This window comes from Sphingomonas sp. CD22 (assembly GCF_034556155.1).
GTDB lineage: Bacteria > Pseudomonadota > Alphaproteobacteria > Sphingomonadales > Sphingomonadaceae > Sphingomonas.
In genome coordinates this window covers 88,008-109,359 of the sequence record NZ_JAYDYX010000001.1, presented here as the reverse complement: position 1 = coordinate 109,359, position 21,352 = coordinate 88,008, and the positions used below count along the sequence as shown (strand labels likewise).

The 21,352-nt window shown below is 68.9% G+C and carries 27 protein-coding genes and 1 other RNA gene; 13 read left to right on the top strand and 15 right to left on the bottom strand.

Translation table 11 applies throughout. The features are described from left to right. Nucleotides 1-56: 56 nt before the first annotated feature. The 3 genes from rpsP to SFC76_RS00550 form a co-directional block, all read right to left on the bottom strand. Entirely contained in the window at nucleotides 57-488 is a 432-nt protein-coding gene (gene rpsP / locus SFC76_RS00560) for a 30S ribosomal protein S16 (protein WP_322847552.1), read from the bottom strand. A 40-nt stretch (nucleotides 489-528) separates the two neighbouring features. After that, nucleotides 529-2,037 (bottom strand): signal recognition particle protein, encoded by a 1,509-nt coding sequence (gene ffh, locus SFC76_RS00555; protein WP_322847551.1) that lies wholly within the window; start codon nucleotides 2,035-2,037, stop codon nucleotides 529-531. Between the two features lie 381 nt (nucleotides 2,038-2,418). Then, complete coding sequence (locus SFC76_RS00550) at nucleotides 2,419-2,994, bottom strand: DUF924 family protein (protein WP_322847550.1); 576 nt, start codon at nucleotides 2,992-2,994, stop codon at nucleotides 2,419-2,421. On the opposite strand from SFC76_RS00550, the gene mtaB reads away from it, so the two are divergent. From mtaB to SFC76_RS00535, 3 genes are read left to right on the top strand one after another with little or no spacing between them, the layout of a single operon-like run. Then, on the top strand, nucleotides 2,993-4,234 hold the full coding sequence (gene mtaB / locus SFC76_RS00545; RefSeq protein ID WP_322847549.1) for a tRNA (N(6)-L-threonylcarbamoyladenosine(37)-C(2))-methylthiotransferase MtaB: 1,242 nt from the start codon (nucleotides 2,993-2,995) through the stop codon (nucleotides 4,232-4,234). The two genes, SFC76_RS00550 and mtaB, sit on opposite strands and share 2 nt — an antisense overlap. Beyond that, nucleotides 4,231-5,169, top strand: coding sequence for a signal recognition particle-docking protein FtsY (ftsY, locus tag SFC76_RS00540; RefSeq protein WP_322847548.1), 939 nt, complete (start codon nucleotides 4,231-4,233; stop codon nucleotides 5,167-5,169). Before mtaB ends, ftsY begins: the two co-directional genes overlap by 4 nt. A 38-nt stretch (nucleotides 5,170-5,207) precedes the next feature. Beyond that, a complete protein-coding gene (locus SFC76_RS00535; protein WP_322848044.1) occupies nucleotides 5,208-5,846 on the top strand; it encodes an inner membrane-spanning protein YciB in 639 nt (212 codons plus the stop codon). A 143-nt stretch (nucleotides 5,847-5,989) separates the two neighbouring features. On the opposite strand, the gene SFC76_RS00530 is transcribed toward SFC76_RS00535, so the two are convergent. Next, nucleotides 5,990-6,595 (bottom strand): superoxide dismutase, encoded by a 606-nt coding sequence (locus tag SFC76_RS00530; protein WP_137898920.1) that lies wholly within the window; start codon nucleotides 6,593-6,595, stop codon nucleotides 5,990-5,992. Between the two features lie 86 nt (nucleotides 6,596-6,681). Continuing rightward, the gene (gene pspF, locus SFC76_RS00525; protein ID WP_322847547.1) at nucleotides 6,682-7,734 is read right to left on the bottom strand and encodes a phage shock protein operon transcriptional activator; all 1,053 of its coding nucleotides are present in this window, start codon (nucleotides 7,732-7,734) and stop codon (nucleotides 6,682-6,684) included. Between the two features lie 175 nt (nucleotides 7,735-7,909). Here pspF and SFC76_RS00520 point away from each other — a divergent pair, with 175 nt between their 5' ends. The 9 genes from SFC76_RS00520 to SFC76_RS00480 all read left to right on the top strand — a co-directional run bounded on the left by SFC76_RS00520 (nucleotide 7,910) and on the right by SFC76_RS00480 (nucleotide 11,348). Beyond that, nucleotides 7,910-8,047: a hypothetical protein gene (locus SFC76_RS00520; RefSeq protein ID WP_322847546.1), complete on the top strand. Its 138-nt coding sequence runs from the start codon at nucleotides 7,910-7,912 to the stop codon at nucleotides 8,045-8,047. Between the two features lie 64 nt (nucleotides 8,048-8,111). Then, nucleotides 8,112-8,777 (top strand): phage shock protein PspA, encoded by a 666-nt coding sequence (gene pspA, locus SFC76_RS00515; RefSeq protein WP_322847545.1) that lies wholly within the window; start codon nucleotides 8,112-8,114, stop codon nucleotides 8,775-8,777. 1 nt (nucleotide 8,778) lies between these two features. Then, nucleotides 8,779-9,042 (top strand): envelope stress response membrane protein PspB, encoded by a 264-nt coding sequence (gene pspB / locus SFC76_RS00510; protein WP_179509201.1) that lies wholly within the window; start codon nucleotides 8,779-8,781, stop codon nucleotides 9,040-9,042. 1 nt (nucleotide 9,043) lies between these two features. Next, nucleotides 9,044-9,421, top strand: coding sequence for an envelope stress response membrane protein PspC (gene pspC, locus SFC76_RS00505; protein ID WP_322847544.1), 378 nt, complete (start codon nucleotides 9,044-9,046; stop codon nucleotides 9,419-9,421). Between the two features lie 42 nt (nucleotides 9,422-9,463). Beyond that, nucleotides 9,464-9,769, top strand: coding sequence for a hypothetical protein (locus tag SFC76_RS00500; protein ID WP_322848043.1), 306 nt, complete (start codon nucleotides 9,464-9,466; stop codon nucleotides 9,767-9,769). A gap of 15 nt (nucleotides 9,770-9,784) precedes the next feature. After that, the gene (locus SFC76_RS00495) at nucleotides 9,785-10,048 is read left to right on the top strand and encodes a hypothetical protein (protein ID WP_322847543.1); all 264 of its coding nucleotides are present in this window, start codon (nucleotides 9,785-9,787) and stop codon (nucleotides 10,046-10,048) included. An 11-nt stretch (nucleotides 10,049-10,059) separates the two neighbouring features. Beyond that, nucleotides 10,060-10,338 carry a hypothetical protein gene (locus SFC76_RS00490; protein WP_322847542.1) on the top strand — a complete coding sequence of 93 codons (279 nt, stop codon included), beginning with the start codon at nucleotides 10,060-10,062 and terminating at the stop codon, nucleotides 10,336-10,338. A 158-nt stretch (nucleotides 10,339-10,496) separates the two neighbouring features. Further along, nucleotides 10,497-10,730, top strand: a complete 234-nt coding sequence (locus SFC76_RS00485) for a hypothetical protein (protein WP_322847541.1) — start codon at nucleotides 10,497-10,499, stop codon at nucleotides 10,728-10,730. 213 nt (nucleotides 10,731-10,943) lie between these two features. Next, nucleotides 10,944-11,348 (top strand): SufE family protein, encoded by a 405-nt coding sequence (locus tag SFC76_RS00480; RefSeq protein ID WP_322847540.1) that lies wholly within the window; start codon nucleotides 10,944-10,946, stop codon nucleotides 11,346-11,348. Nucleotides 11,349-11,357: 9 nt separating this feature from the next. On the opposite strand, the gene SFC76_RS00475 is transcribed toward SFC76_RS00480, so the two are convergent. From SFC76_RS00475 to SFC76_RS00435, 9 genes are all read right to left on the bottom strand, one after another. Next, on the bottom strand, nucleotides 11,358-11,708 hold the full coding sequence (locus SFC76_RS00475) for a (2Fe-2S) ferredoxin domain-containing protein (RefSeq protein WP_322847539.1): 351 nt from the start codon (nucleotides 11,706-11,708) through the stop codon (nucleotides 11,358-11,360). Further along, nucleotides 11,693-12,232, bottom strand: coding sequence for a J domain-containing protein (locus tag SFC76_RS00470; RefSeq protein ID WP_322847538.1), 540 nt, complete (start codon nucleotides 12,230-12,232; stop codon nucleotides 11,693-11,695). Before SFC76_RS00470 ends, SFC76_RS00475 begins: the two co-directional genes overlap by 16 nt. 43 nt (nucleotides 12,233-12,275) lie before the next feature. Next, an RNA gene (rnpB, locus tag SFC76_RS00465) (RNase P RNA component class A) lies at nucleotides 12,276-12,644 on the bottom strand. A gap of 90 nt (nucleotides 12,645-12,734) precedes the next feature. Continuing rightward, nucleotides 12,735-13,424: an N-acetylmuramoyl-L-alanine amidase gene (locus SFC76_RS00460; protein ID WP_322847537.1), complete on the bottom strand. Its 690-nt coding sequence runs from the start codon at nucleotides 13,422-13,424 to the stop codon at nucleotides 12,735-12,737. Nucleotides 13,425-13,465: 41 nt separating this feature from the next. Next, the gene (locus SFC76_RS00455; protein ID WP_322847536.1) at nucleotides 13,466-14,323 is read right to left on the bottom strand and encodes a protein-glutamate O-methyltransferase CheR; all 858 of its coding nucleotides are present in this window, start codon (nucleotides 14,321-14,323) and stop codon (nucleotides 13,466-13,468) included. Beyond that, nucleotides 14,320-15,426: a chemotaxis protein CheB gene (locus tag SFC76_RS00450; RefSeq protein WP_322847535.1), complete on the bottom strand. Its 1,107-nt coding sequence runs from the start codon at nucleotides 15,424-15,426 to the stop codon at nucleotides 14,320-14,322. Before SFC76_RS00450 ends, SFC76_RS00455 begins: the two co-directional genes overlap by 4 nt. Before the next feature lie 17 nt (nucleotides 15,427-15,443). Next, nucleotides 15,444-15,809: a response regulator gene (locus SFC76_RS00445; protein ID WP_038660946.1), complete on the bottom strand. Its 366-nt coding sequence runs from the start codon at nucleotides 15,807-15,809 to the stop codon at nucleotides 15,444-15,446. Between the two features lie 65 nt (nucleotides 15,810-15,874). Further along, nucleotides 15,875-16,300, bottom strand: coding sequence for a chemotaxis protein CheW (locus tag SFC76_RS00440; protein ID WP_322847534.1), 426 nt, complete (start codon nucleotides 16,298-16,300; stop codon nucleotides 15,875-15,877). Further along, the gene (locus tag SFC76_RS00435; RefSeq protein ID WP_322847533.1) at nucleotides 16,300-18,594 is read right to left on the bottom strand and encodes a chemotaxis protein CheA; all 2,295 of its coding nucleotides are present in this window, start codon (nucleotides 18,592-18,594) and stop codon (nucleotides 16,300-16,302) included. The genes SFC76_RS00440 and SFC76_RS00435 overlap by 1 nt, the downstream gene beginning before the upstream one ends. Nucleotides 18,595-18,939: 345 nt before the next feature. Between SFC76_RS00435 and SFC76_RS00430 the strand changes: the two genes are divergently transcribed. Beyond that, entirely contained in the window at nucleotides 18,940-20,208 is a 1,269-nt protein-coding gene (locus tag SFC76_RS00430) for an MFS transporter (RefSeq protein ID WP_322847532.1), read from the top strand. Here SFC76_RS00430 and SFC76_RS00425 read toward each other — a convergent pair. Beyond that, entirely contained in the window at nucleotides 20,195-21,268 is a 1,074-nt protein-coding gene (locus SFC76_RS00425) for an aldose epimerase family protein (RefSeq protein WP_322847531.1), read from the bottom strand. The genes SFC76_RS00430 and SFC76_RS00425 overlap by 14 nt on opposite strands. Nucleotides 21,269-21,352 lie beyond the last annotated feature (84 nt).

Sequence of the window (21,352 nt, the reverse complement as noted above, 5' to 3'; positions counted from 1 at the left end):
TGCGTCAACTCCTTCGTACTGGAGGCGGTCAACGCACCATGGCCGGCTTTCGATGCTTACGCCTCGGTGGTCTCGGCAGTCTCGGCGTCGGCGGCCGGAGCCTCCTCGACGGCCGGGGCGGCGGCGGCGGCCGCTGCGGCCTCTTCCTGCGCCTTCAGCTTCTCGGCACGCTCCTCGGCGCGCTCGGTGGCCTTCTCGCCCGGCTTGCCCTTGTTCGGGTTCGAGCGCGCGGCGCGCTCACGGACGCCGGCGACGTCGAGGAAGCGGGCGACGCGGTCGGTCGGCTGCGCGCCGTTCGACAGCCAGTATTTGGCGCGCTCGGCGTCGAGCACGATGCGGTTCTCGGCGTCCTTGGCGAGCAGCGGGTTGTAGTTGCCGATCTTCTCGATGAACTTGCCATCGCGGGGCGAGCGCGCATCGGCGACGACGATGCGGTAATAGGGACGCTTCTTGGAGCCACCGCGCGACAGGCGAATGCTGAGTGCCATTGTAGATATTCCTTCGTTCTAAGTCGGTTACGTTGATCTGTTATTTCTTCTTGAGAAGATTTTCGAAGCCGGGCGGCAGCTTGGGCATGCCGTCCTGGCCGCCGCCGAGGCCGGGGAGACCCTTGGGCAGACCGCCGCCGGCCCCACCCCCGGCCTTGTCCATCATCTCGCCGAGGCCGGCGCCGCCGAGGGCGTTGCCGAGGCCACCCATGCCGCCCTTGCCGAGCATCGCCATCATGCCCTTGAGACCGCCCATCTTCTTGATCTTCTTCATGGCGGTCGACATTTCCTGATGCATCTTCAGGACCTTGTTGACCTCCTGCACCGTCGTGCCGGAGCCCTTGGCGATGCGGATCTTGCGCTTGGCGTTGATCAGCTCGGGCTTGGCGCGCTCTTTCAGCGTCATCGAGCCGATCATCGCATCCATATGGATCAGCATCTTGTCGCCGCCCGCGGTGGCGAGCGCGCCCTGCGCCTTCTTCATCCCCGGCATCATACCGGCGAGCGCGCCGAGGCCGCCCATGCGGCGCATCTGCTGGAGCTGGCCGCGCAGGTCGTTCATGTCGAACTGACCCTTGGCGAGCCGCGCGGTCATCCGCTCGGCGTCTTCCTGCTGGATCGATTCGGCGGCGCGCTCGACGAGGCTGACGACGTCGCCCATGCCGAGGATGCGGCCGGCGACGCGGCTGGGGTGGAAGGCCTCCAGCGCGTCGAGCTTTTCGCCGGTACCGGCGAATTTGATCGGCTTGCCGGTGACGGCGCGCATCGACAATGCGGCACCGCCGCGTGCATCGCCGTCCATCCGGGTCAGCACGACGCCGGTCAGCGGCACCTGTTCGGAGAAGTTCTGCGCGACGTTGACCGCGTCCTGGCCGGTCAGCGAATCGACGACGAGCAGGATCTCCTGCGGCGTGGCGATCTCCGCCACCGCCTGCATCTCGTCCATCAGCGCCTGATCGACGTGCAGGCGACCGGCGGTGTCGAGCATCAGGACGTCATAGCCCTGCAGCTTGGCGGCCTGGAGCGCGCGGCGGGCGATGTCGACCGGCTGCTGGCCGGCGACGATCGGCAGCGTCGCGACCTCAATCTGCGTGCCGAGCGTCGCGAGCTGCTCCTGCGCATTGGGGCGATTGACGTCGAGCGACGCCATCAGCACCTTCTTGCGGTCGCGCGCGACGAGGCGCTTGGCGATCTTGGCGGTGGTCGTCGTCTTGCCCGAGCCCTGCAGGCCGACCATCATGATGACGGCGGGCGGCGCCACCGCCAGTTCGAGTTCGGACGCGTCGGCGCCGAGCATCTCGACCAGCGCGTCGTTGACGATCTTGACGACCTGCTGCCCCGGCGTGACCGAGCGCAGCACGTTCTGGCCGACCGCCTGTTCGGTGACCTTGTCGACGAAACTGCGCGCCACCGGCAGCGCGACGTCGGCCTCGAGCAGCGCGACGCGCACTTCGCGCATCGCGGTCCGCACATCGGCCTCGGTCAGCGCGCCACGGCCACGCAGGCGGTCGAATACCCCGCCTAGCCGGTCGCTCAGACTGTCGAACATCGCCTCGAAACCCTCATCAAGCCACGCAACGCAAAAGACGCCGGCGGGCGAAACCTCGCCGGCCAGCGTGCACCCGTGGGCGCTTCATCGATCGCATTCCGTGGAGGAACGTGTGGGGGCATTAGGCGAAATCGCGGCAGGGTGCAAGGTTGGTGGATCGTGGGGGTTGGGGAGTGGGGCCGATGCGGAGACAGAGCGACCGCTCTCCCTTCGTCACCCTCCCCCTTAGCCATCCTCCCCCTTCGTCATCCCGGCGGACGCCGGGACCCATGGATGCGGTGAAGTCGATCGTTGCGCGCAACCATAGCCGCGTCGTGTCCATGGGTCCCGGCTTTCGCCGGGATGACGAGGGGGGGGGTTGGATGACGGGAGGGGCGCGCGTTACCAGCCCGCATCCGGTTGCGCGAGATACGCCCGTTCCGCCGCCGTCGATTCGCGCGCCAGGTCGGCGTTGCGGCTGGGGAAGCGGCCGTAGCGCGCGATCACGTCGCGGTGGTCGTGGGCGAAGGCGATGTTCTCCGCGATCCCCAGCGATTCGAACTTCGCGACCGACAGGTCCTGCATCGCGATATCTTCGGCGTGCATCAGCGGCATGTAGAGGAAGACGCGGCGATCGGGCGGATAACGCTCGTCCCAGCCCTGGCCGATCGCGGTGCGGGTGAGTTCCAGCGCGAGCCCGTCCGCCGCATAAGCCTCCGCCGAACCGCGGTGCAGGTTGCGCGAGAATTGATCGAGCAGGATGATCGCAGCGAGCAAGGCGTCGGGATCGTCGCGCCACCCTTCCGCCCGCGCGCGCAGCACGCCGTCGCGCATCGCGCCGAACCGTTCGGCGATCGTCCGGTCGAGCGAATCGTCCTTGGCGAATTGCGCCTCGCCGGGCAGCCCGAACCAGAAGTCGAGCACCGCGGACGCCATGTCATGGACTTGGGTCCCTTCGTTGACTAAATCGCCCGCCATGTCTGCTCCCGCGCCAGAGGTGATCTCCCTCGGCTGCCGCCTCAACATCGCCGAGAGCGAAACGATCCGGACGCTTATCGCCGGGCGCGATACCGTGGTCGTCAACTCCTGCGCGGTGACCAATGCGGCGGTCAAGGCGACTCGCGTCGCGATCCGCCGCGCCCGCCGCGCACGGCCCGGCGCCGAACTGGTCGTCACCGGCTGTGCGGCGCAGCTCGACCCCGCCGGCTTCGCGGCGATGCCCGAGGTCGACCGGGTGATCGGCAATGGCGAGAAACTGCTGCCCGCGGCGTGGGACAGCCTCGCGCCCGTCGTGGTCGGCGACATCATGCAGCTGCGCGAGACCGCACCGCATCTCGCCGCGAGCTTCACCGGCCATGCCCGCGCCTTCGTCGAGGTGCAGAACGGCTGCGATCATCGTTGCACCTTCTGCGCGATCCCGTTCGGCCGCGGCCCGAGCCGATCGGTGCCGGCGGGGGCGGTGGTCGAGCGGATCGCGGGGCTGGTCGACGCGGGCCATGCCGAGGTGGTGCTGACCGGGGTCGATTTGACGAGCTACGGCCATGACCTGCCCGGCGCGCCGACGCTGGGGATGCTGGTCGAGCGGATCCTGCGCCACGTGCCGAAGCTGGCGCGGCTGCGGCTGTCGTCGCTCGATTCGATCGAGATCGACGACCGGCTCGCCGAGCTGATCACCGGCGAGGCGCGGGTGATGCCGCATCTCCACCTCTCCTTTCAGGCGGGCAACGACCTGATCCTCAAGCGGATGAAGCGGCGGCACAGCCGCGCGCAGGCGGTGGCGACGGTGGCGCGGCTGAAGGCAGCGCGGCCGGAGCTGGCGATCGGCGCCGACCTGATCGCCGGCTTCCCGACCGAGGACGAGGCGATGTTCGCCGATACGCTGGCGCTGATCGACGATGCCGACATCGTCCACGGCCACATCTTTCCCTATTCGCCGCGCGCCGGCACGCCGGCGGCACGGATGCCGCAGGTCGATGCCGGCGCGATCCGCGCGCGCGCCGAGCGATTGCGGGCCGCGGCGGCGCGGCGCAAGGCGGCATGGCTGGCGGCGCAGGTCGGGACGGTGCAGCAGGTGCTGCTCGAACGCCCCGGCGACCGCGGCCATGCGGGGAATTTCGCGGAGGTCCGCCTCGCCCCCGCCCCCGCCCGCCCCGGCGACCTCGTCGCCGTCCGCATCACCGCCGCCACCGACACCCATCTGCTAGGTACGATGATATGAGCACCACACCGACATGGCACGAGCGGCTGCTCGGCGGCTTCAAGAAGACCTCCGACCGGCTGGTCGGCAACCTCGCGGGCCTCGGCGGGGCGCGACTCGACGATGCGACGCTCGACGAGGTCGAGGAGGCGCTGATCGCCTCCGACCTCGGCCCCGACACCGCGGGCAAGATCCGCACCCGCCTCGCCGAGGGGACGTTCGAGCGCAACATGGAAGAGCTGGGCATCCGCCTCATCGTCGCCGAAGAGGTCGAGAAGGCGCTGGCGCGCGTCGCCACCCCGCTCGAGGTGACGGCTTTCCCGCGGCCGCAGGTGATCCTCGTCATCGGCGTCAACGGATCGGGCAAGACGACGACGATCGCCAAGCTCGCGCATCTGCTGATGGAGCAGGATTACGGCGTGATGCTCGCGGCGGGCGACACGTTCCGCGCCGCGGCGATCGGCCAGTTGCGCACCTGGGCCGATCGGGTCGGCGTGCCGATCGTCACCGGGCCGGAAGGCGGCGATGCCGCCGGCGTCGTCTGGGACGCGGTCAAGAAGGCGACCGAGACCGGCATCGACGTGCTGATCGTCGACACCGCCGGGCGCCTGCAGAACAAGCGCGAGCTGATGGACGAACTCGCCAAGATCCGCCGCGTGCTCGGGCGGATCAACCCGGCGAGCCCGCATGACGTCGTACTCGTCCTCGACGCGACGACGGGCCAGAATGCGCTGTCGCAGATCGAGGTGTTCAAGGAGGTCGCCGGGGTCACCGGCCTCGTGATGACCAAGCTCGACGGCACCGCGCGCGGCGGCGTGCTGGTCGCGGCGGCGGAGAAATACGGGCTGCCGATCCATGCGATCGGCGTCGGCGAAGGCATGACCGACCTCAGGCCGTTCGACGCCAACGAGGTGGCGCGGATCATCGCCGGTGTCGATCAGGGGGTGCGCAAGTGAGCGGCGGCACGACGCAGCAATCCTCTCCCGGCCTGCGGATGGGGGTCGAATACGGCCCGCTGCTCGTCTTCTTCGCGGTCAACTTCCTCTTCCCCGCGAGCCTCGCGATGCAGATCGTCGCGTCGGGGACGGGGTTCCTCTCCGACCTCGATCGCGCCGGCGCGCTGGTGATCGCCAAGGTGATCGTCGCGACCACCGCCTTCGTCATCGCCACCGTGATCGCGATGGTGGTGTCGAAGTCGCGGCTCGGCACGATCTCGCCGATGCTGTGGATTTCCGGCGGGTTCGTCGTCGTGTTCGGCGGGCTGACCGTCTGGTTCCACGATCCCAAGTTCATCCAGATGAAGCCGAGCTTCGTCTACGGCATGTTCGCCGCGGTGCTCGCCTTCGGCCTCATCACCGGGCGGCCGTTGCTGCAAGGGCTGCTCGGCACCGCCTATCCGGGGCTCGATGCCGACGGCTGGCGCAAGCTGACGCGCAACTGGGCGTTGTTCTTCGTCGGCATGGCCGCCCTCAACGAGGCGGTGTGGCGCAACACCAATTGGGATTTTTGGGTCGGCTTCAAATTGTGGGGTGCGATCCCGCTCACGTTGCTGTTCGCCTTCGCGAACATCCCGATGCTACTGCGGCACGGGCTGAATACGGAAGACCCGCAGGCGGGTATTCCGCCGGAGTAAAAGTCCTCCCCGGCACGGGGAGGGGGACCGCCGGCGAAGCCGGTGGTGGAGGGGGATCGCCACGCGGCACACCGTCTGCGGACACCCCCCTCCACCAGCCTGCGGCTGGTCCCCCTCCCCGCCAAGCGGGGAGGAGTTGAAGGTTACGCCGCGTCGAAGCGCTTGCCGGCTTCGTCCCAGTTCACCACGTCCCACCACGCCTTGAGATAGCCCGGCCGGTCGTTCTTGTAGGTGAGGTAATATGCGTGTTCCCACACGTCGTTGCCGAGGATGGGCGTGCCCTTGTCCTTGGCGTCGTCCATCAGCGGATTGTCCTGATTGGGCGTCGAGGTGACCTTGAGCGCGCCGCTCGAATCCTTGATGACCCAGGCCCAGCCAGACCCGAACTGGCCCGCACCCTTCGTGTTGAAGTCTTCCTTCAGCTTGTCGAGGCCGCCATAGGCGTCGATCGCGTCCTTGAGCGCGCCCGACGGCTGCGTCGAGCCCTTGGGCCCCATGATCTTCCAGAAGAAATCGTGGTTCCAATAGCCACCGCCATTGTTGCGGACGAGCGGCGGCAGCGACGAGATGCGGCCGAGGATGTCCTCGATCGACAGGCCTTCGAGGCTCGAATCGGCGGCGACGCCCTCGTTGAGCTTGGCAGTATAGGCTGCGTGATGCTTGTCGTGGTGGAAGGTCATCGTTTCCTTGGAGATGACCGGTTCCAGCGCGTCATAGTCATACGGCAGCGGCGGCAGTTCGAATGCCATGGGAAAGGCTCCTCTTGGATAGGGACGATGTCGTCCCCGCGTTAACGCAAAAGCCGGCCTAACGCTCCCATGCCGTTACGCAAGCGTCACGAGCCCGTCGCGTTGATCAGTTCGTGTCGTCGCAGTGCATGGCGAAGCTGGTCGTAGCTGAGACCCAAAGCCTCCGCCGTGGCGCGTTGGTTGAAGCGATGCTCGGCGAGCGCGCGGGCGAGCAATTCGCGCTCGAAACTCGCGACGCGCGATTTGAAGTCCGACGGGCCGGCGTCGCAGGCGGCGACCGGGCTGTCCTCGGGCACCGGCCGGTCGGCGACCGGCGCATCGGCGGCGGGCGCCTTGCCCGGGCCGCCGCCGGGGCCACCCTGCGGCCGGAAGGGCGAGGCGAAGGGATCGATCTCGATCGCATCGACCGGCCCGTCGTTCTCCCAGCGATAGACCGCGCGCTCGACCACGTTGCGCAACTCGCGGACGTTGCCGGGCCAGCGATAGTTGAGCAACTGGTCAAGCGCGCGCGGACCGAAGCCGGGCCAGCGGTCCCAGCCGATCTCCGACGCCATCCGCCGGCCGAAATGATCGGCGAGCACCGCGATGTCGCCCGACCGCGCGCGCAGCGGCGGCAGCGTCACCACCTCGAACGACAACCGGTCGAGCAGGTCGGCGCGGAATTCGTGTCGGTCGACCTTGTCGGGCAGATGCTCGTTGGTCGCCGCGACGATGCGGACGTCGACGCGCAGCGGGCGCGACGATCCGATCCGGGTGATCTCGCCATATTCGACCGCGCGCAGCAGCCGGTCCTGCGCCGCCATCGACAGCGTCCCCAATTCGTCGAGGAACAAGGTGCCGCGATGCGCCTCCTCGAACCGGCCGGTGCGCGCCTTGGTCGCGCCGGTGAACGCGCCCGCCTCATGGCCGAACAATTCCGCCTCGATCAGCGACTCGGGAAGCGCGGCGCAGTTCATCACGACGAGCGGCTGGTCCCAGCGCGGCGACAGGCGGTGGAGACGCTCGGCGACCAGCTCCTTGCCGGTGCCGCGCTCGCCGATCACCAGCACCGGCCGGTCGAGCGCGGCGGCGCGGCTGGCCCGTTCCAGCGCGTCCAGAAAGGCCCCCGATTGGCCGATGACTTGCGAGGTGCGTTCCATCGCCAACATCTGGCGGAAAACGCCAACGTTACGCAAGCGTTCATCCGTGCCTTGCCAACCTAAGACACCGAAAATCGACGCAAATCCGCCGTTTTCGGAATTGGCACGCTCCCTGCAATGTTCCTGGCATACCGCCGCACGGTGGTGACAAGGTTCAGAAAATCAGGAGGTTACCATGTTCAAGTCCGAGATCGCCCGCAAGCTCGCCGCCGTCGCCTGCACCGTCCTGTTCAGCGCCACCTGCGTCGCTGGCGCGGTCGGCCCGGCGACGGGAGGGAGCCAGACCGTGGCGACCGCCCGCCAGACGGCGTAAAGCGGTCCCAAACCGGCGGGCACGCGTAGCGCCCCCCGGCCCGTATTCAGGAGCACCGATACCGATGGGCATTTTTTCCCGCACCCGCGACATCGTCGCCGCCAACTTCGCCGATCTGCTCGAAAAGGCCGAGGATCCGGCGAAGATGATCCGGATGATCATCCTCGAAATGGAGGAGACGCTGGTCGAGGTCCGCGCTTCCGCGGCGCGCACGATCGCCGACCAGAAGGAGATGCGGCGCCATATCAGCAAGCTGGAACAGCTTCAGGACAGCTGGACCGAAAAGGCCGAACTGGCGCTGAGCAAGGACCGCGAGGACCTCGCCAAGGCGGCGCTGGTCGAGAAGCAGAAGGCCGCCGACATGGCCGAGCAGCTCAAGATCGAGGTCAAGGTGCTCGACGATGCGCTGCGCGCGTCCGAAGAGGATATCGCCAAGCTGCAGAAGAAGCTGACCGAGGCCCGCACCAAACAGTCGAACGTCCAGACCCGGCTGGAGAGCGCCAACAACCGCTATCGCCTGCGCGAGATGTATTCGGGGCCGAAGACGCACGAGGCGTTCAGCCGCTTCGACATCCTCGAACGCCGCGTCGACGATGCCGAGGGCCGCGCCGAGGCGCTGGGCCTGGGCGCGCCGAAGAGCCTCGAGGAGGAGATCGCCGAACTGCGCGCCAGCGACAAGGTCGACGCCGAACTCGCCGCGCTGAAGGCGCGTATGAAGAAGGAGGATTGAGATGGAAGACGTCATTCCCTTCTTCGCAATTACGATCCTCTTCATCGGCCTGCCGTGGCTGGTCTTCCACTATATCACCAAGTGGAAGCAGGCGCCGAAGATCACACAGGAAGACGAGAAGCTGCTCGACGAGATGTTCAATCTCGCCCGCCGGCTCGAAGATCGCCTCAATACAGTCGAACGGATCGTCGCCGCCGACAATCCCGACTTCAAGCCGAGCCTGAGCGCGCAACAGCCCACCTATCAGATCGACCGGAGGAACTGAGATGTCGAGCCGCACCAAATTCTACCTCGATCCGCAGGATGCCAAGTGGAAGGGCGTGTGCGCGGGGATCGCCGATTATACCGGGGTCGACGTGCTCTGGGTTCGTCTCGGCGTCGCGGGGATGACGATCATCGCCCAACAATGGTGGATCGTGATCGCCTATATGATCATCGCCTGGGTCGCGGATAACAAGCCTAACGGCCTGTACGACACGCCCGAGGATGCCAAATTCTGGCAGGGGGTCCGCTCCAATCCGACGCGCTCGACTACGGAAGTGCGCAGCAAGTTCCGCGACATCGATCGCCGGCTCGCCGACATCGAGCTGCATTACACCAGCCGCAACAGCCGGCTGGCCGAGGAAATCGACAGCCTGCGCTGAGCAACGACTCGCGCGGCAGGTTCAGGGAGAATCACGATGGACATGGGTTGGATGGTGCCGGTCGGCGTCGTCGGTGCGATCAGTGCGCGCCACGCCTTCACCACCTGGGTCAAGGCCAAGCATGGCTACCCGATCGAGGACGAAGGCCGCCGCAGCCGCCGCCGCACGCGCGGCACCGCCGGCGAGGATATCGAGGCGGAGCGCAAGATCATGCTGCTCAGCAACGAGAACGACAAGCTGACCGGCCAGGTCAGCCGGCTGGAGGAACGGATCGCCGTCCTCGAACGCATCGCCACCGATCCCGCCGAGCGCACCGCTCGCGAGATCGAAGCGCTCCGCGACAAATAGGAAGGAACCGGCATCATGGGTCCCGATCACGTCTTCTGTATGATCCTGGGCGCGGCGATCACGCTCGCCATCCAATGGTACGGCCGCCGCAAGGTACGGCAGGCGACCGTCGCCCCCGATCTGGAGGCGCGCCAGAACATCGACCTGCTCGACGCCGAGAACGCCCGCCGCATCGGCCAGATCGACCGGCTGCAGGAGCGGCTGGCGACCGTCGAGAGCATCGTCACCGACCGCGCGCACCGGCTCGGCCACGAAATCGACCAATTGCGCGCCAGCTGAAGGACGGACCGATGACCCCTTTGATGATCCCGATCCTCGGCATCTCCTGCGGCCTGCTCGCGATCTTCGGCGGCGTCTTCGTCAAGCCGTGGTTCGCGCTCCAGCAGCGCCGGATGGAGATCGAGGCGGACAAGGTTGCGGAAAAGGCGGCGCAATATGCCGCCCAGACCGAGCGGCTGGAGGAGCGGGTCCGCGTCCTCGAACGCATCGTCACCGATCGCGGCGCCGATCTGGCGCAGGAGATCGAGACGCTGCGCGATGCGCGGCCCGGTCGCCTGCCGATCAACTGAACACCGATACCCGCGACTACCGATATGATGGCTTCGTCCTCGTGGCGGAGCAACGCGACGAACGCGCCCGGATGGTGGCGCGCATCATCACCGACACCCGCAGCCGCCGATCCCGACCGCGAGATCACGCGCTGCGCAACCGCCAACGGAGGCCGATCATGACCGATCCCAACGTCTATCTCACTCTCTCGCTGGTGGCGCTGGCCGGGCTGGCGATGCTCGTCATCGCCTGCCTGTCGGGCTGGCGCGGCTGGCTGGCGCTCAAACACCAGCAGCTCGACGCCCAGGCGCCGATCCCGTCCGGCCCTTCCGCTGGCTCGCGGATCGAGATCGCCGATCTGAAGGAGCGCATCCGCAAGCTGGAGGCGATCGCCGCCGGGGTGGATCTGTAGGCACCCGGATGATGGCGGTGGCGTGGGTACGGGACTGCGCTATCCCCTTCGTCATCCCGGCGAACGCCGGGACCGATGGATACGACAAAATCGGCGATAGCGCGCCCTTGCCGCCCGCCCGCGACCATGGGTCCCGGCTTTCGCCGCGATGACGAAGGGGTTGAGGCTTTCCGACGGTTGCCCCTCCCCGCCCCCGCCTGTACCGCCGCCTGCATGACCAGCATCGCCGAGATCCGCGACGAATACGACTTCCTCGATGCCGACGATCGCTATCGCCTGTTGATCGATCTCGGCCGCACGCTCGAGCCGATGCCCGATGCGCTGAAGACCGAGGCGACGCTGGTGCGCGGCTGTTCGGCGTCGGTGTGGGTCTATCCGACACGGCGTGAGGACGGCACGCTCCACTTCCTCGCCGACAGCAATGCGGCGATCACCAAGGGGATCATCGCGCTGGTGCTGCTGACGGTGCAGGACGGCGCGCCGCCGGCGGTCGCCGCCGCGGACATCGAGGGCGAGCTGGCGCCGTTCGACCTCAAGAACCAGCTCAGCTCGAACCGGACGCAGGGCATTCCCAACATGATCGCGCTGATCCGCGAGACGGCAGCGCGCTACGTGTAGCGGTGCGGCTCACGCCGTCGGGGCCGGGTCCTTCGCGGCATCGTGAGCCGGCGATGGCCGATGCAGCCGCGCCGCCAGTTCGGCGACGTCGGCGTCCTTCGGCACCACCAGCCACGTCCCCGGCGAACGGCCGTCGATCATCGCGACCCCGTCGCGCGGGCACAAACCGAGACAGCGCGTCTCGACCACGCCGAGCGTCGCCTTGCGCCCCTTCCCCACGCCGAGGATCCTGCGCAGCACCTTGGCGAGCGGCGTGCGCCGCTTCTTGCCGAAGCCGCCGTCGAGCTTCTTCGAACATTTGCCGCAGACCAGGATCGCGCCCTGCCAGGCGCTGGGCACCTGCTTCAGCGGGGGCGCCACTCGCGCCGCTCCTCCGCCGCGCGCAACACCTCATAGGCCGCCTGCACCGCCTGGAAGCGGACCGCGGCGTTGCCGTCGCCGGGGCGGATGTCCGGATGGTTCTCCTTGGCGAGCTTGCGCCACGCCGTCTTCACCGCGTCGAAATCCGCGTCGGTGTCGAGCCCCAGCGCCTCCAGCGCGTGCATTTCGTCGCGCGATCGGCTGCCGTCACCCGATCCGCCCCAGGCGTAATGGCTGGCATTGGCGTAGCCGGACGCGGTGCTCGTCTCCGACGCCTCGCGCTGCGCCGCCTCTTCGGCGGACAGGCCCTCGAAATAATTCCAGCCGCGATTGTATTCGCCGGCGTGCGTCGCGCAGAAATACCAGCGGTCGGGGCTGTTGGGCGATTTGGGCGCGGGGCAATTGCCCGGCTCGTCGCAGCCGTGGCGGTCGCAGATGCGCACCGTCGTCGTCTCGCGGCCCGAGCCATAGCCGCGCCAGCGCGGGAACCCCCAATCGTTCGAACGAGATGTGCTGCGCGCCATCGGGATCACATAAGCCTTGGACGGCGCGGCGCAACGGGGGCGTGATGTCAGAGGGTCTGTAAGCCGGGTTCTGTCCACCCCCTTGCGGGGGATAGGCGACCATTCCTCTAGGACGACGCTCGCGCGCCGCCTCCAGCAACCAACCCGGGCGACGAGCTGAAACGAAGCCCATGTGCCGCCCCTATTCGGTCTTGCTCCCGGTGGGGTTTGCCGTGCCGCCCCTGTTACCAGGCGCGCGGTGCGCTCTTACCGCACCCTTTCACCGTGGCGTGGCCGAAGCCGGCGCCGTCTGCTCTCTGTGGCACTTTCCCTGGGGTCGCCCCCGCCGGGCGTTACCCGGCACCGTCGTTTCGCGGAGCCCGGACTTTCCTCGCGTATCCCAAGAGATACCCGCGGCCGCCCGACCCTCTGACGCCGGTCGCCCTAGCGCGGGAACACGCGCTAGGGAAGCGGTGCCGGCCCGCACCCCCTGAACGCTGCTCTACCGCAGCGTTCAGCAAGATCAGTCATCCCCCTGCGGTTTGGGAAGCAGCAGCGCGAGCAGGATCATCCGGCATTCCGCGTCGATCTCGCCATCGACCAGTTCGGGGCGGTAGCGGCGCTGGAACGCCATGATCGCCGCCATCGGTTCGCTGACGTCATAGCCGAAGCGTTCGAGCGCGAGCAGGAAGCCGGCCTGCGGCCACATCGGGTCCATCAGGTTGCGCGTCGGCCGCGGCAGCGCGAGGCGCAGCTTGGCGAGGCGATACCAGGGGAACAGCTCGCCGGGATCGCGCTTGCGGGCGGGTGCGATGTCCGAATGGCCGACGATATTGCCGCGGGTGATGCCGTGGCGGTCCTTGATCGCCGCGACCAGCGGGATCAGCGCGTCGATCTGTTCCTCGGTGAACGGGCGATAGCCCCATTCGTGGCCGGGATTGACGATCTCGATCCCGACGCTCGCGGAATTGATGTCGGTGATGCCGCGCCAATGCGATCGGCCGGCATGCCAGGCGCGCATCTCCTCGGCGACCAGCCGGCAGACGGTGCCGTCCTCCTCGATCAGATAATGCGCGGACACCTTCGCCTCGGGATCGCGCAGCCGCGCCAGCGCGGACGGGCCATCCTGCATGCCGGTATAATGCAGCACGATCATGGTGATCGGCATCGACCGCTCGTCGAAGTTCGGCGAGGGCGTGTCGAGGATTGTCATCCGCGCAGCCTAGCGAAGGCCGAACGGATGCGTAAGGGGGATCAGGCCGCCGCCGCGCGGGGGGCCTTGCCGGTGCGTTCGTAGAGGCCGCGCAGGCGGCGGCTGGGCTGGAAGGCGTCGGTCTGGCCGATCACCGTCTCGCCCGCACCGAGCGCCAGCGTACCGCCCGGCCGGATCGCCGCCGCGAAGCGGGCGAACACCTCGCTTTTGGCCGGGGCCGAAAGGTAGAGCAGCACGTTGCGGCACAGGATCACGTCGAACGCACCGGGCGGCGGCGGTTCGGCGACGAGATTGTGGCGGCGCACCGTCACCAGCCGGGTCAGCTCGGGCTTGGCGACCCAGTCGGTACCGTCGGCATGGAACCAGCGGACCATGCGCCGGATCGGCAGACCGCGCTGGATCTCGAATTGCGTGTAGCGGCCGGCGCGGGCGCGGGTGCAGGCGGCTTCCGACACGTCGGTGGCGACGATTTCGGGCACCGCTGCGCCGCCCTCGGCACGTTCGGCGAACAGCATCGCCAGCGACAAGGGCTCCTGCCCGGTCGAACAGCCCGCGCACCAGATGCGCGGCCGGCGCCCCGCCGCCTCGGCGGCGGCGACCGCCTCCAGCACCAGATCGAAGACCGGCGCGTCGCGGAAGAAGGAGGTCTCCTGATTGACCAGGGCGTTGACGATCTGGTCGCCGACGCGCGCATCATTGCCGTCGAGCAGCAGCGTGACGAGCTGGTCGAGCGTGTCGAGCCGGCGTTCGCGCAGCAAGGGCTTGAGCGCGGTATCGATCCGCCACGAACGATAACTGGCGATCTGCTGGCCGGTACGCGCCTCGAGCAAGGCGCTGAAGACGTTGAGCGCGACCTGGGAGACGCCGGGCGAAACGGGGGGGTGCGGCGCGGCGTTCATGGCCGGCGTCGGGCCGCGGCGAGGCGGCCGATCGCGTCGGGGGGCAGCACCGCATCGGCGCTGCCGCCGTCGGCGACCGCGCCCGGCATGCCCCAGATCACCGAACTCGCCTGATCCTGCACCAGCACGCAGCCGCCGGCCTGATGGACCAGCCGCGCACCCTCCGCCCCGTCGCGGCCCATGCCGCTCAGCACCACCGCCAGCATGCGCGCGCCGAACACCTCCGCCATCGAGGCGAACATCGGATCGACCGAGGGCGTGCAGCCGCTCGGCGCGGCATCGTGGGTCAGGCGGATCGCCGCCGATCCGTCGCCGAGCGCGACGCAGCGCATATGCGCGTCGCCGGGCGCGACGATGATCCGGCCGGGCCGCAACCGCAGCCGGTCGATCGCGACCTCGCACGGGCGGTTGCCGATCACCGCGAGCTGCGCGGCGAAATAGGGCATGAACGACGCCGGCAGGTGCTGGGTGATGAGGATCGGCAGGCGAAAGGTCGCGGGAATCTCCGCGAGCAGCGCGCTGAGCGCATGGATGCCGCCGGTCGACGCACCGATCGCCATCACGTCATATTCGTCGGCCGCGGGGGCGGTACGCGGCATCGGCGTGGCGGCGGAGCGCAGCGGCACCACGGCGGGCGCCCGGCGGCCGTCGCAGGCGACGCTGGCGAGCCGATCGAGCTTGTCGATCAGGATCTCGCCGAACTGACCCAGCCGCTCGCCGCTCGCCGGCTTGAAGACGGTGTCGGTCGCGCCGAGCGCCAGCGCCTGTACCGTGGTCGCGGCGCCTTCACCGGCCTGGCCGGACACGACGAGCACGTTCGCCCCCTGCCCCGCCGCGATCAGGCCGGGCAAGGCGGTGAGGCCGTCGACGCCGGGCATCTGCACGTCGAGCAGCACGAACTGGACGCGTTCGCGGGCGAGCACCGCCAGCGCCGCGGACGCGGTGCTGACGCTGGCGATCACCACGTAACGGTCGGTCGCGGCGATGATCCGCTCCATCACCGCGCGCGCCACCGCCGAATCGTCGACGATGAGCACGCGTGCGGGCGCACGGCGACCCGCTGCGGCATCCGGCTGGTGAAGGGGGTGGACGGCGGTGGCCATGGCAGGGCTCCCGCCCGTCAGGCCATGCCGACGATCTGGAGTTTCGATTCGAGCGTGTCGCGATCGAACGGCTTCATCACATATTCGTCCGCCCCCGCCTCGATCGCGGCGCGGATATAGGCCATGCCGTTCTCGGTGGTGCAGAACACCACCTTGGGGCGCGAGGCGATCGGCGCCTCGCGCAGCGCGCGCAGGAAGTCCATGCCGCTCATCACCGGCATGTTCCAGTCGAGCAGGATCACATCGGGCGGCGAGGCCAGGCAGGCGTCCAGCGCCTCGCGGCCGTCGCACGCCTCCGCCACGGTGAAATCGAGCGTCTCCAAAATGTGGCGCGCGACCTTCCGGATCACCTTCGAATCGTCGACTACGAGGCACGTCTTCATGGATAAGCCTTTTTACCAGCGATGATCGCTGCTTGGCATGATGGCAGCGAAGCGTAAGCGTCGCGTTAAGCGGCGAGCACCTGTTGCGGGACGAGGGCGGCGAGATCGACGATCAGCAGCGGTTCGCCGTCGCGCTCGACCAGCCCGACGCCGACCTCCGCCCAGCCGCGATCGAGCGCGAGGCCGGGCGACAGCGGCTGGCGATCGAAGACGGACACGTCCTCCAGCTCGTCGACCAGGATCGCATAATGATGGCCGTCGATCCGCGTGATCACCGCGCGGCGCGCCGAATCGGGCGTCGGATCGAGGCCGAGCGCGGTACCGGTGTCGATGACGGTGACCACCCGGCTGCGCAACGCGACCAGCCCGCGCACCGCGGCCTCCGCGCGGGGCACCGCGACGATCTCGGCGATGTCGACCACCGAATCGACCTGGCTGGTCTCGATGGCGACGCCGCGGCCGGCGATATGCGCGATCAGGAACAAGCCCATCAGCGGCCTCCCACGGCATGCGCCAGCGCATCGAGCAGCGCCGGCCGGTCGTAGCGATAGATACTGGCGGGATCGCCGACGTCGTGACGCTCCTGCCGCAGCCGCACGACGTTGCGCGCGTCGGCGGGGGCGATCGCGGCATCGTTCATGACGAACGCGACATCGGCCGGTCCGTCCGGTGGCGGCTGCATCACGCAGCGATAGCCGAGCGCCTCCAGCATCGGCCGCAGGAACGTCTCCATCCAGCCGCCGGCATCCGGTTGCAGCCAACACAATCGGTCGCTGGCGGACGGCCGCAGCTCGCCGGCGAACAGCGCATGCGCGTCGAGCAGTTCGACCTGTTCGCCATCGATGATCACCACCCCGGCGACCGGCCCGGTGCCGCGCGCGGGCGCGATCTCGGTCGGCAACTGGACGATCTCGACCGGTTCGTGGATCGCATAGGCGATCTCGGTGACGCCGTCGGTGAGGCGGAGCACGGGCACGTCGCGGCGATCGCCGATCGGCGCGGCGGAATAGAGCGGCACCAGGCTGCCGCCGATCGCCAGCCGCAACTGGCCGCCGGTGCGGCGGATCGCGTCCGCCGAGACCGGCTCCACGCGGTCGATCGCGGCGATCGGCAGCACGCGGCGCTGCCCGTCGAGATCCTCGAACATCAGCGCGAGCACGCCCGGCGCCGGCGCGGCGACCGCAGCGTCCTCCTCGCCGGCGAGGCCGCGCAGGAAGCGGAGCCCGGCGACGACGGCGATGCCCGATGCGTCGAGCAACAGCATCGGCAGCCCCGAATCGGGCAACGTATGGCCGGCGTAGACGCCGGTCGCCATCACCGCCGGCGCGGCGGGCTTCACCACCAATTCCTCGGTATCGATGACGTGATCGATCGCCAGCGCGTAATCGCCGTCGCGGGTGGAGACGATCGCCAGCGTCGTCTCGCCGCCGTCGCCGATGCCGAGCAGCCGGCCGAGCGACACGAGCGGCAGCCGCCGGCCGCGCACCGTCGCCACCTCCGCATCGCCGATGGTGTCGATCCGCACCGCGTCGCCGCGCACGCGCAGGATCTCGTCGACCGACTGGCGCGCGATCGCGAACCTTTGGTCGCCGACGCCGACGACGATCGTCGACATGATCGACAGCGTCAGCGGCACCGCGATGACGATCGTCAGCCCCTGCCCCGGCCGGCTCGCGAGCTGGATACGCCCGCCGATATGTTCGATGTTGGAACGCACCACGTCCATGCCGACGCCGCGGCCGGAAATGGCGGTGACGGTGTCGCGGCTCGACAGGCCGGCGTGGAAGACGAGATCGAGCCGCGCCGCGGAGTCCATGCCGGCGAGCGCGGCGTCGGTGACCAGCCCCTGCGCGCGCGCCTTGGCGGTGAGCCGGTCGACGTCGATGCCGCGGCCGTCGTCGGCGATCTCGATCAGGATCTGGTTGCCCGACTGGCGCGCCGAGACGATCAGCCGCCCGTTTTCGGGCTTGCCCGCGGCACGGCGTTCGGCGGGCGTCTCGATACCGTGATCGACCGCGTTGCGGATGATATGGACCAGCGGATCGCGCATCAATTCGATCATCTCGCGATCGAGTTCGACATCCGCCCCGCCAATGCTCAACGCGACCAGCTTGCCGAGTTCGCCCGCGGTATCGCGAACCATCCGTGGCAGCGCGGAGAAGAGCGCGTCGATCCGCTGCATCCGCGTGCGCGTGACGGTGTCGCGCATGTCGGAGACGGTCAGCGACAATCGTTCCAGCGCCGCCTCGACCAGCGGATCGACCTGTTCGTCGCGCAGCCGGCGGGCGAGTTCGTTGCGCGCCAGCACCATCTCCGACATGCCGCTCATCATCCGGTCGAGCAGATCGACGTTGAGACGGACCGAACGGCTGTTGGCGCGGACCATCGCGGCGGGCTGGACCTGCGCGACGGGCCGCGCATCCTCGGCGAGCGCGGCGATCAGCAGCTCCTCGCTGGAATCGTCGAGCGCCGCGCCCGAATCGATCGCCTCGACCAGTTCGCCGATGCGATCGACGATCGCGAGCACGGCATCGACCAGCAGCGTATCGGGAACACGCTTGCCGTCGCGGACCGCGGCGAGCACGTCCTCGGCGGCGTGGCTGAGCCGCGCCAGCCGCGGCAGGTCGAGAAACCCGCAGCTGCCCTTCACCGTATGGACGAAGCGGAAGATCGCATCGAGCCGCGCACGGTCGGTCGGCGCCGCCTCCCACGCGACGATCTCCCCCGAAAGCGCCTCCAGCGTCTCGCGTGTCTCGGCGATGAATTCCTGTAAAAGGTCGTCCATGGGTCCCCGGCAATTCCCACAGGCTCATGCGGGGAGACAGGTTAAGGCGGCGTTTAGTTGCTGGGTGGGGCGAGCCGGCGCGGAGGCAAGTTCTCTTCGAAAGTCCGCAATGTCGGCGGATCAGCACAGTGTTCCTGCGAAAGCAGGAACCCAGGGCCAAGCAGCACAACGGCTTGCGGCATTCGGAACCCTGGGCTCGTGCTTTCGCAGGAGCACGGGTGGCGTTTGCAGAGGTCGCGCGGAGGTTTCGCCCGAACCGATGCGATGCGGCGCGCTTACACAAAAGGCACACACAGACCGGCTAGCCTTGCGCGGATGGGGACCACACCGCCTTGCGATGGCCGGATGCGCCCGGCACTGGCGGCGGCGCTCTCGCCCTATCTGCTCGCGCATTTCGCCAAGAGCCAATTGTGGCATGCCAGCACCTTGCTGTTCGGCTTCTTCCTCACCGAAGCCTGTGGGCTCAGCGCGGCGGCGATGAGCGGGGTGATGGCGGCGACGCTGGCGCTCAACGGCGTGGTCGATGCGGCGCTGGGAATGCGCTGGCGCGGGCGAATGGTCGGGCTCGCCGGCGCGGCGCGGTTGCAGCTTGCCGCGACGCCGGCGACCTGTCTGTTCTTCCTGTCGTTCTGCGCGACGCCGCTGGTCGGGGCGGAGGCGCGGCTGTCGTGGGCATTGGCGACGTTGCTGGCGTTCCGCCTCGCCTATCCATTCATCGACGTGCCGCAGAATGCGATGGTCGCGCTGGCGCCGCTCGACGAGGACGGGCGCTGTACGCTGCTCGCGCGGCGCAACGTCGCCTCGGGTCTGGCGAGCATCGCGGTCGGCGGCCTGGCCGGACCGCTGCTGATCCACGGCCATGCCGACCTGCCGTGGCTGACCTGGGCGGCGATCCTGTCTTCGTTGGTCTGCGCGACCGGCTGGTGGCTGGCGCGATCGCCGATCACCGGGATCGCGGCGATGCCGGCGCAGCGCGACGACGACGGCGTCGCGCTGCGCTTCGCGACGATCCTCGCCGCGCTGGCGGTGATGGTGGCGGCGAGTTCGCTGTTCCGCACGCTGGAGCCCTATTATGCCGCTTATGCCGCGGGCGGCGTCGGGCTGCTGCTGTGGGCGGGAATCGGCGGACTCGTCAGCCAGCCGGCGTGGCTCGCCTGCCGGCGCCGGGTGCGGACCAGCGGCGCCTTGGGTGCGGCGGCGCTGGTGCTTGTGCTCGCGGCGCTGATCCTGCTCGGTCCGCTGCGGGCCACGGCGGCGGGGGTGATCCTCGCCGGGTTCGGCTTCGGCGCGGGGGCGAGCGGGCTGTGGCTGATGCTGTGGGCGGCGATAATGCGCCGCGCCGCGGCGGGCGGCGCGACCGGCTATGTCGGCGTCTTCACCTGCGTGTCGAAGCTGGCGCAGGCGGCGGCGATGCTGCTGCTCGGCCGCGTGCTCGGCGCCTCCGCCTATCGCGACACGCTCGCCGATCCGCACTCGCCGCCGTCGCTGCTGATCGTCGCGGCGCTGGCGACGCTGGCGGCGACGTGCGTCGCGCTGGCGCTCGCCTGCCGGCAACGCGCGGCGCCGGCCGCGGGCCTGCGCGTGGGGCGCCGGAACGCGGTCAGCGGCAGCTAGGCGCCGCGGTGCCGTCGGTGCCGAACCGCCAGATCGTCGTCTGCCGATAGGTCTGGCCGGGGCGCAGGATCGTCGTCGGGAATTGCGGCTGGTGCGGGCTGTCGGAGACGTGCTGCATCTCCAGCGCGACGCCGTCCCCGGGCTGGTAGACGTGGCCGCTCGGACCGGCGTCGCTGCCGTCGATATAGCCGCCGGTATAGAGCTGCACCGACGGCTCCGTCGTCTCGATCGTCAGCGTCCGGCCCGATGCCGGGTCGATCAGCCGCGCCACCGGCGCGAGCGTGCCGACGGGCTTGTCGAACAGCCAGGCGTGATTGTAGCCGCGGCCCTTGAGTTCCGGGCTGGCGATCCGCTCGCCGATGCGCCGCGGGCAGCGGAAATCCATCGGCGTGTCCGCCACCGGCGCCAGCCGCCCGGTCGGGATGCCGCCCGCGTCGGTGACGATCGCGCGCTCCGCCCGCAGTTGCAGCCACTGACCGAACACGCTCCCGCTACCCTCGCCGGCGAGGTTGAAATAGCTGTGGTTGGTGATGTTCACCGCGGTCGGCCTTGTGGTGCGCGCGCGATAATCGATGTGCAGCGCGTTGTCGGCGGACAGCCGATAGCGCACCGTTACCGTCAGGCGGCCCGGAAAGTTCTGGAAGCCGTCCGGGCTGACCAAGGTGAAGGTCGCGCGGTCGCCGCCAGATCGGTGGCGCACTTGCCAGTCCGATGTGTCGAAGCCGAACGGGCCGCCGCCGTGCAGCGCATTGGCACCGTCGTTGGCGACCAGCGTCACGGGCCCGCCGTCGATCGCGAAGCGCGCGCCGGCGATCCGCCCGGCATAGCGCCCGATCGTCGCGCCGAAGCCGTTCTTGCGGATCTTGGTCCGATAGTCCGCAGCCCTGGGATAGCCGAGCACGACATTGGCGACGCGGCCGTTGCGGTCGGGCACCTCGATCGCGGTCACGATCGCACCCTGCGGGATCAGGCGGACCGCCATGCCCCCGCCGTTGCGCAGCGTGATCGTCGGATCGGCCGGGATCGGCGCGGCGGTGGCGGCGAGGAGCGGGAGAAGCATCACCCGGCCGTTCTATGGCAGCGCTTCCATCGGCGCGAGCCTCTTTTCACGGTGCGGCGCGCGCCAATGCGAAACGATTGTTGA

Coding starts and splice junctions, on each gene's coding strand:
- rpsP (WP_322847552.1), bottom strand. CDS start 488: ATGGCACTCAGCATTCGCCTGTCGCGCGGTGGCTCCAAGAAGCGTCCC.
- ffh (WP_322847551.1), bottom strand. CDS start 2,037: ATGTTCGACAGTCTGAGCGACCGGCTAGGCGGGGTATTCGACCGCCTG.
- mtaB (WP_322847549.1), top strand. CDS start 2,993: ATGTCTGCTCCCGCGCCAGAGGTGATCTCCCTCGGCTGCCGCCTCAAC.
- SFC76_RS00550 (WP_322847550.1), bottom strand. CDS start 2,994: ATGGCGGGCGATTTAGTCAACGAAGGGACCCAAGTCCATGACATGGCG.
- ftsY (WP_322847548.1), top strand. CDS start 4,231: ATGAGCACCACACCGACATGGCACGAGCGGCTGCTCGGCGGCTTCAAG.
- SFC76_RS00535 (WP_322848044.1), top strand. CDS start 5,208: ATGGGGGTCGAATACGGCCCGCTGCTCGTCTTCTTCGCGGTCAACTTC.
- SFC76_RS00530 (WP_137898920.1), bottom strand. CDS start 6,595: ATGGCATTCGAACTGCCGCCGCTGCCGTATGACTATGACGCGCTGGAA.
- pspF (WP_322847547.1), bottom strand. CDS start 7,734: ATGGAACGCACCTCGCAAGTCATCGGCCAATCGGGGGCCTTTCTGGAC.
- SFC76_RS00520 (WP_322847546.1), top strand. CDS start 7,910: ATGTTCAAGTCCGAGATCGCCCGCAAGCTCGCCGCCGTCGCCTGCACC.
- pspA (WP_322847545.1), top strand. CDS start 8,112: ATGGGCATTTTTTCCCGCACCCGCGACATCGTCGCCGCCAACTTCGCC.
- pspB (WP_179509201.1), top strand. CDS start 8,779: ATGGAAGACGTCATTCCCTTCTTCGCAATTACGATCCTCTTCATCGGC.
- pspC (WP_322847544.1), top strand. CDS start 9,044: ATGTCGAGCCGCACCAAATTCTACCTCGATCCGCAGGATGCCAAGTGG.
- SFC76_RS00500 (WP_322848043.1), top strand. CDS start 9,464: ATGGGTTGGATGGTGCCGGTCGGCGTCGTCGGTGCGATCAGTGCGCGC.
- SFC76_RS00495 (WP_322847543.1), top strand. CDS start 9,785: ATGGGTCCCGATCACGTCTTCTGTATGATCCTGGGCGCGGCGATCACG.
- SFC76_RS00490 (WP_322847542.1), top strand. CDS start 10,060: ATGACCCCTTTGATGATCCCGATCCTCGGCATCTCCTGCGGCCTGCTC.
- SFC76_RS00485 (WP_322847541.1), top strand. CDS start 10,497: ATGACCGATCCCAACGTCTATCTCACTCTCTCGCTGGTGGCGCTGGCC.
- SFC76_RS00480 (WP_322847540.1), top strand. CDS start 10,944: ATGACCAGCATCGCCGAGATCCGCGACGAATACGACTTCCTCGATGCC.
- SFC76_RS00470 (WP_322847538.1), bottom strand. CDS start 12,232: ATGGCGCGCAGCACATCTCGTTCGAACGATTGGGGGTTCCCGCGCTGG.
- SFC76_RS00460 (WP_322847537.1), bottom strand. CDS start 13,424: ATGACAATCCTCGACACGCCCTCGCCGAACTTCGACGAGCGGTCGATG.
- SFC76_RS00455 (WP_322847536.1), bottom strand. CDS start 14,323: ATGAACGCCGCGCCGCACCCCCCCGTTTCGCCCGGCGTCTCCCAGGTC.
- SFC76_RS00450 (WP_322847535.1), bottom strand. CDS start 15,426: ATGGCCACCGCCGTCCACCCCCTTCACCAGCCGGATGCCGCAGCGGGT.
- SFC76_RS00445 (WP_038660946.1), bottom strand. CDS start 15,809: ATGAAGACGTGCCTCGTAGTCGACGATTCGAAGGTGATCCGGAAGGTC.
- SFC76_RS00440 (WP_322847534.1), bottom strand. CDS start 16,300: ATGGGCTTGTTCCTGATCGCGCATATCGCCGGCCGCGGCGTCGCCATC.
- SFC76_RS00435 (WP_322847533.1), bottom strand. CDS start 18,594: ATGGACGACCTTTTACAGGAATTCATCGCCGAGACACGCGAGACGCTG.
- SFC76_RS00430 (WP_322847532.1), top strand. CDS start 18,940: ATGCGCCCGGCACTGGCGGCGGCGCTCTCGCCCTATCTGCTCGCGCAT.
- SFC76_RS00425 (WP_322847531.1), bottom strand. CDS start 21,268: ATGCTTCTCCCGCTCCTCGCCGCCACCGCCGCGCCGATCCCGGCCGAT.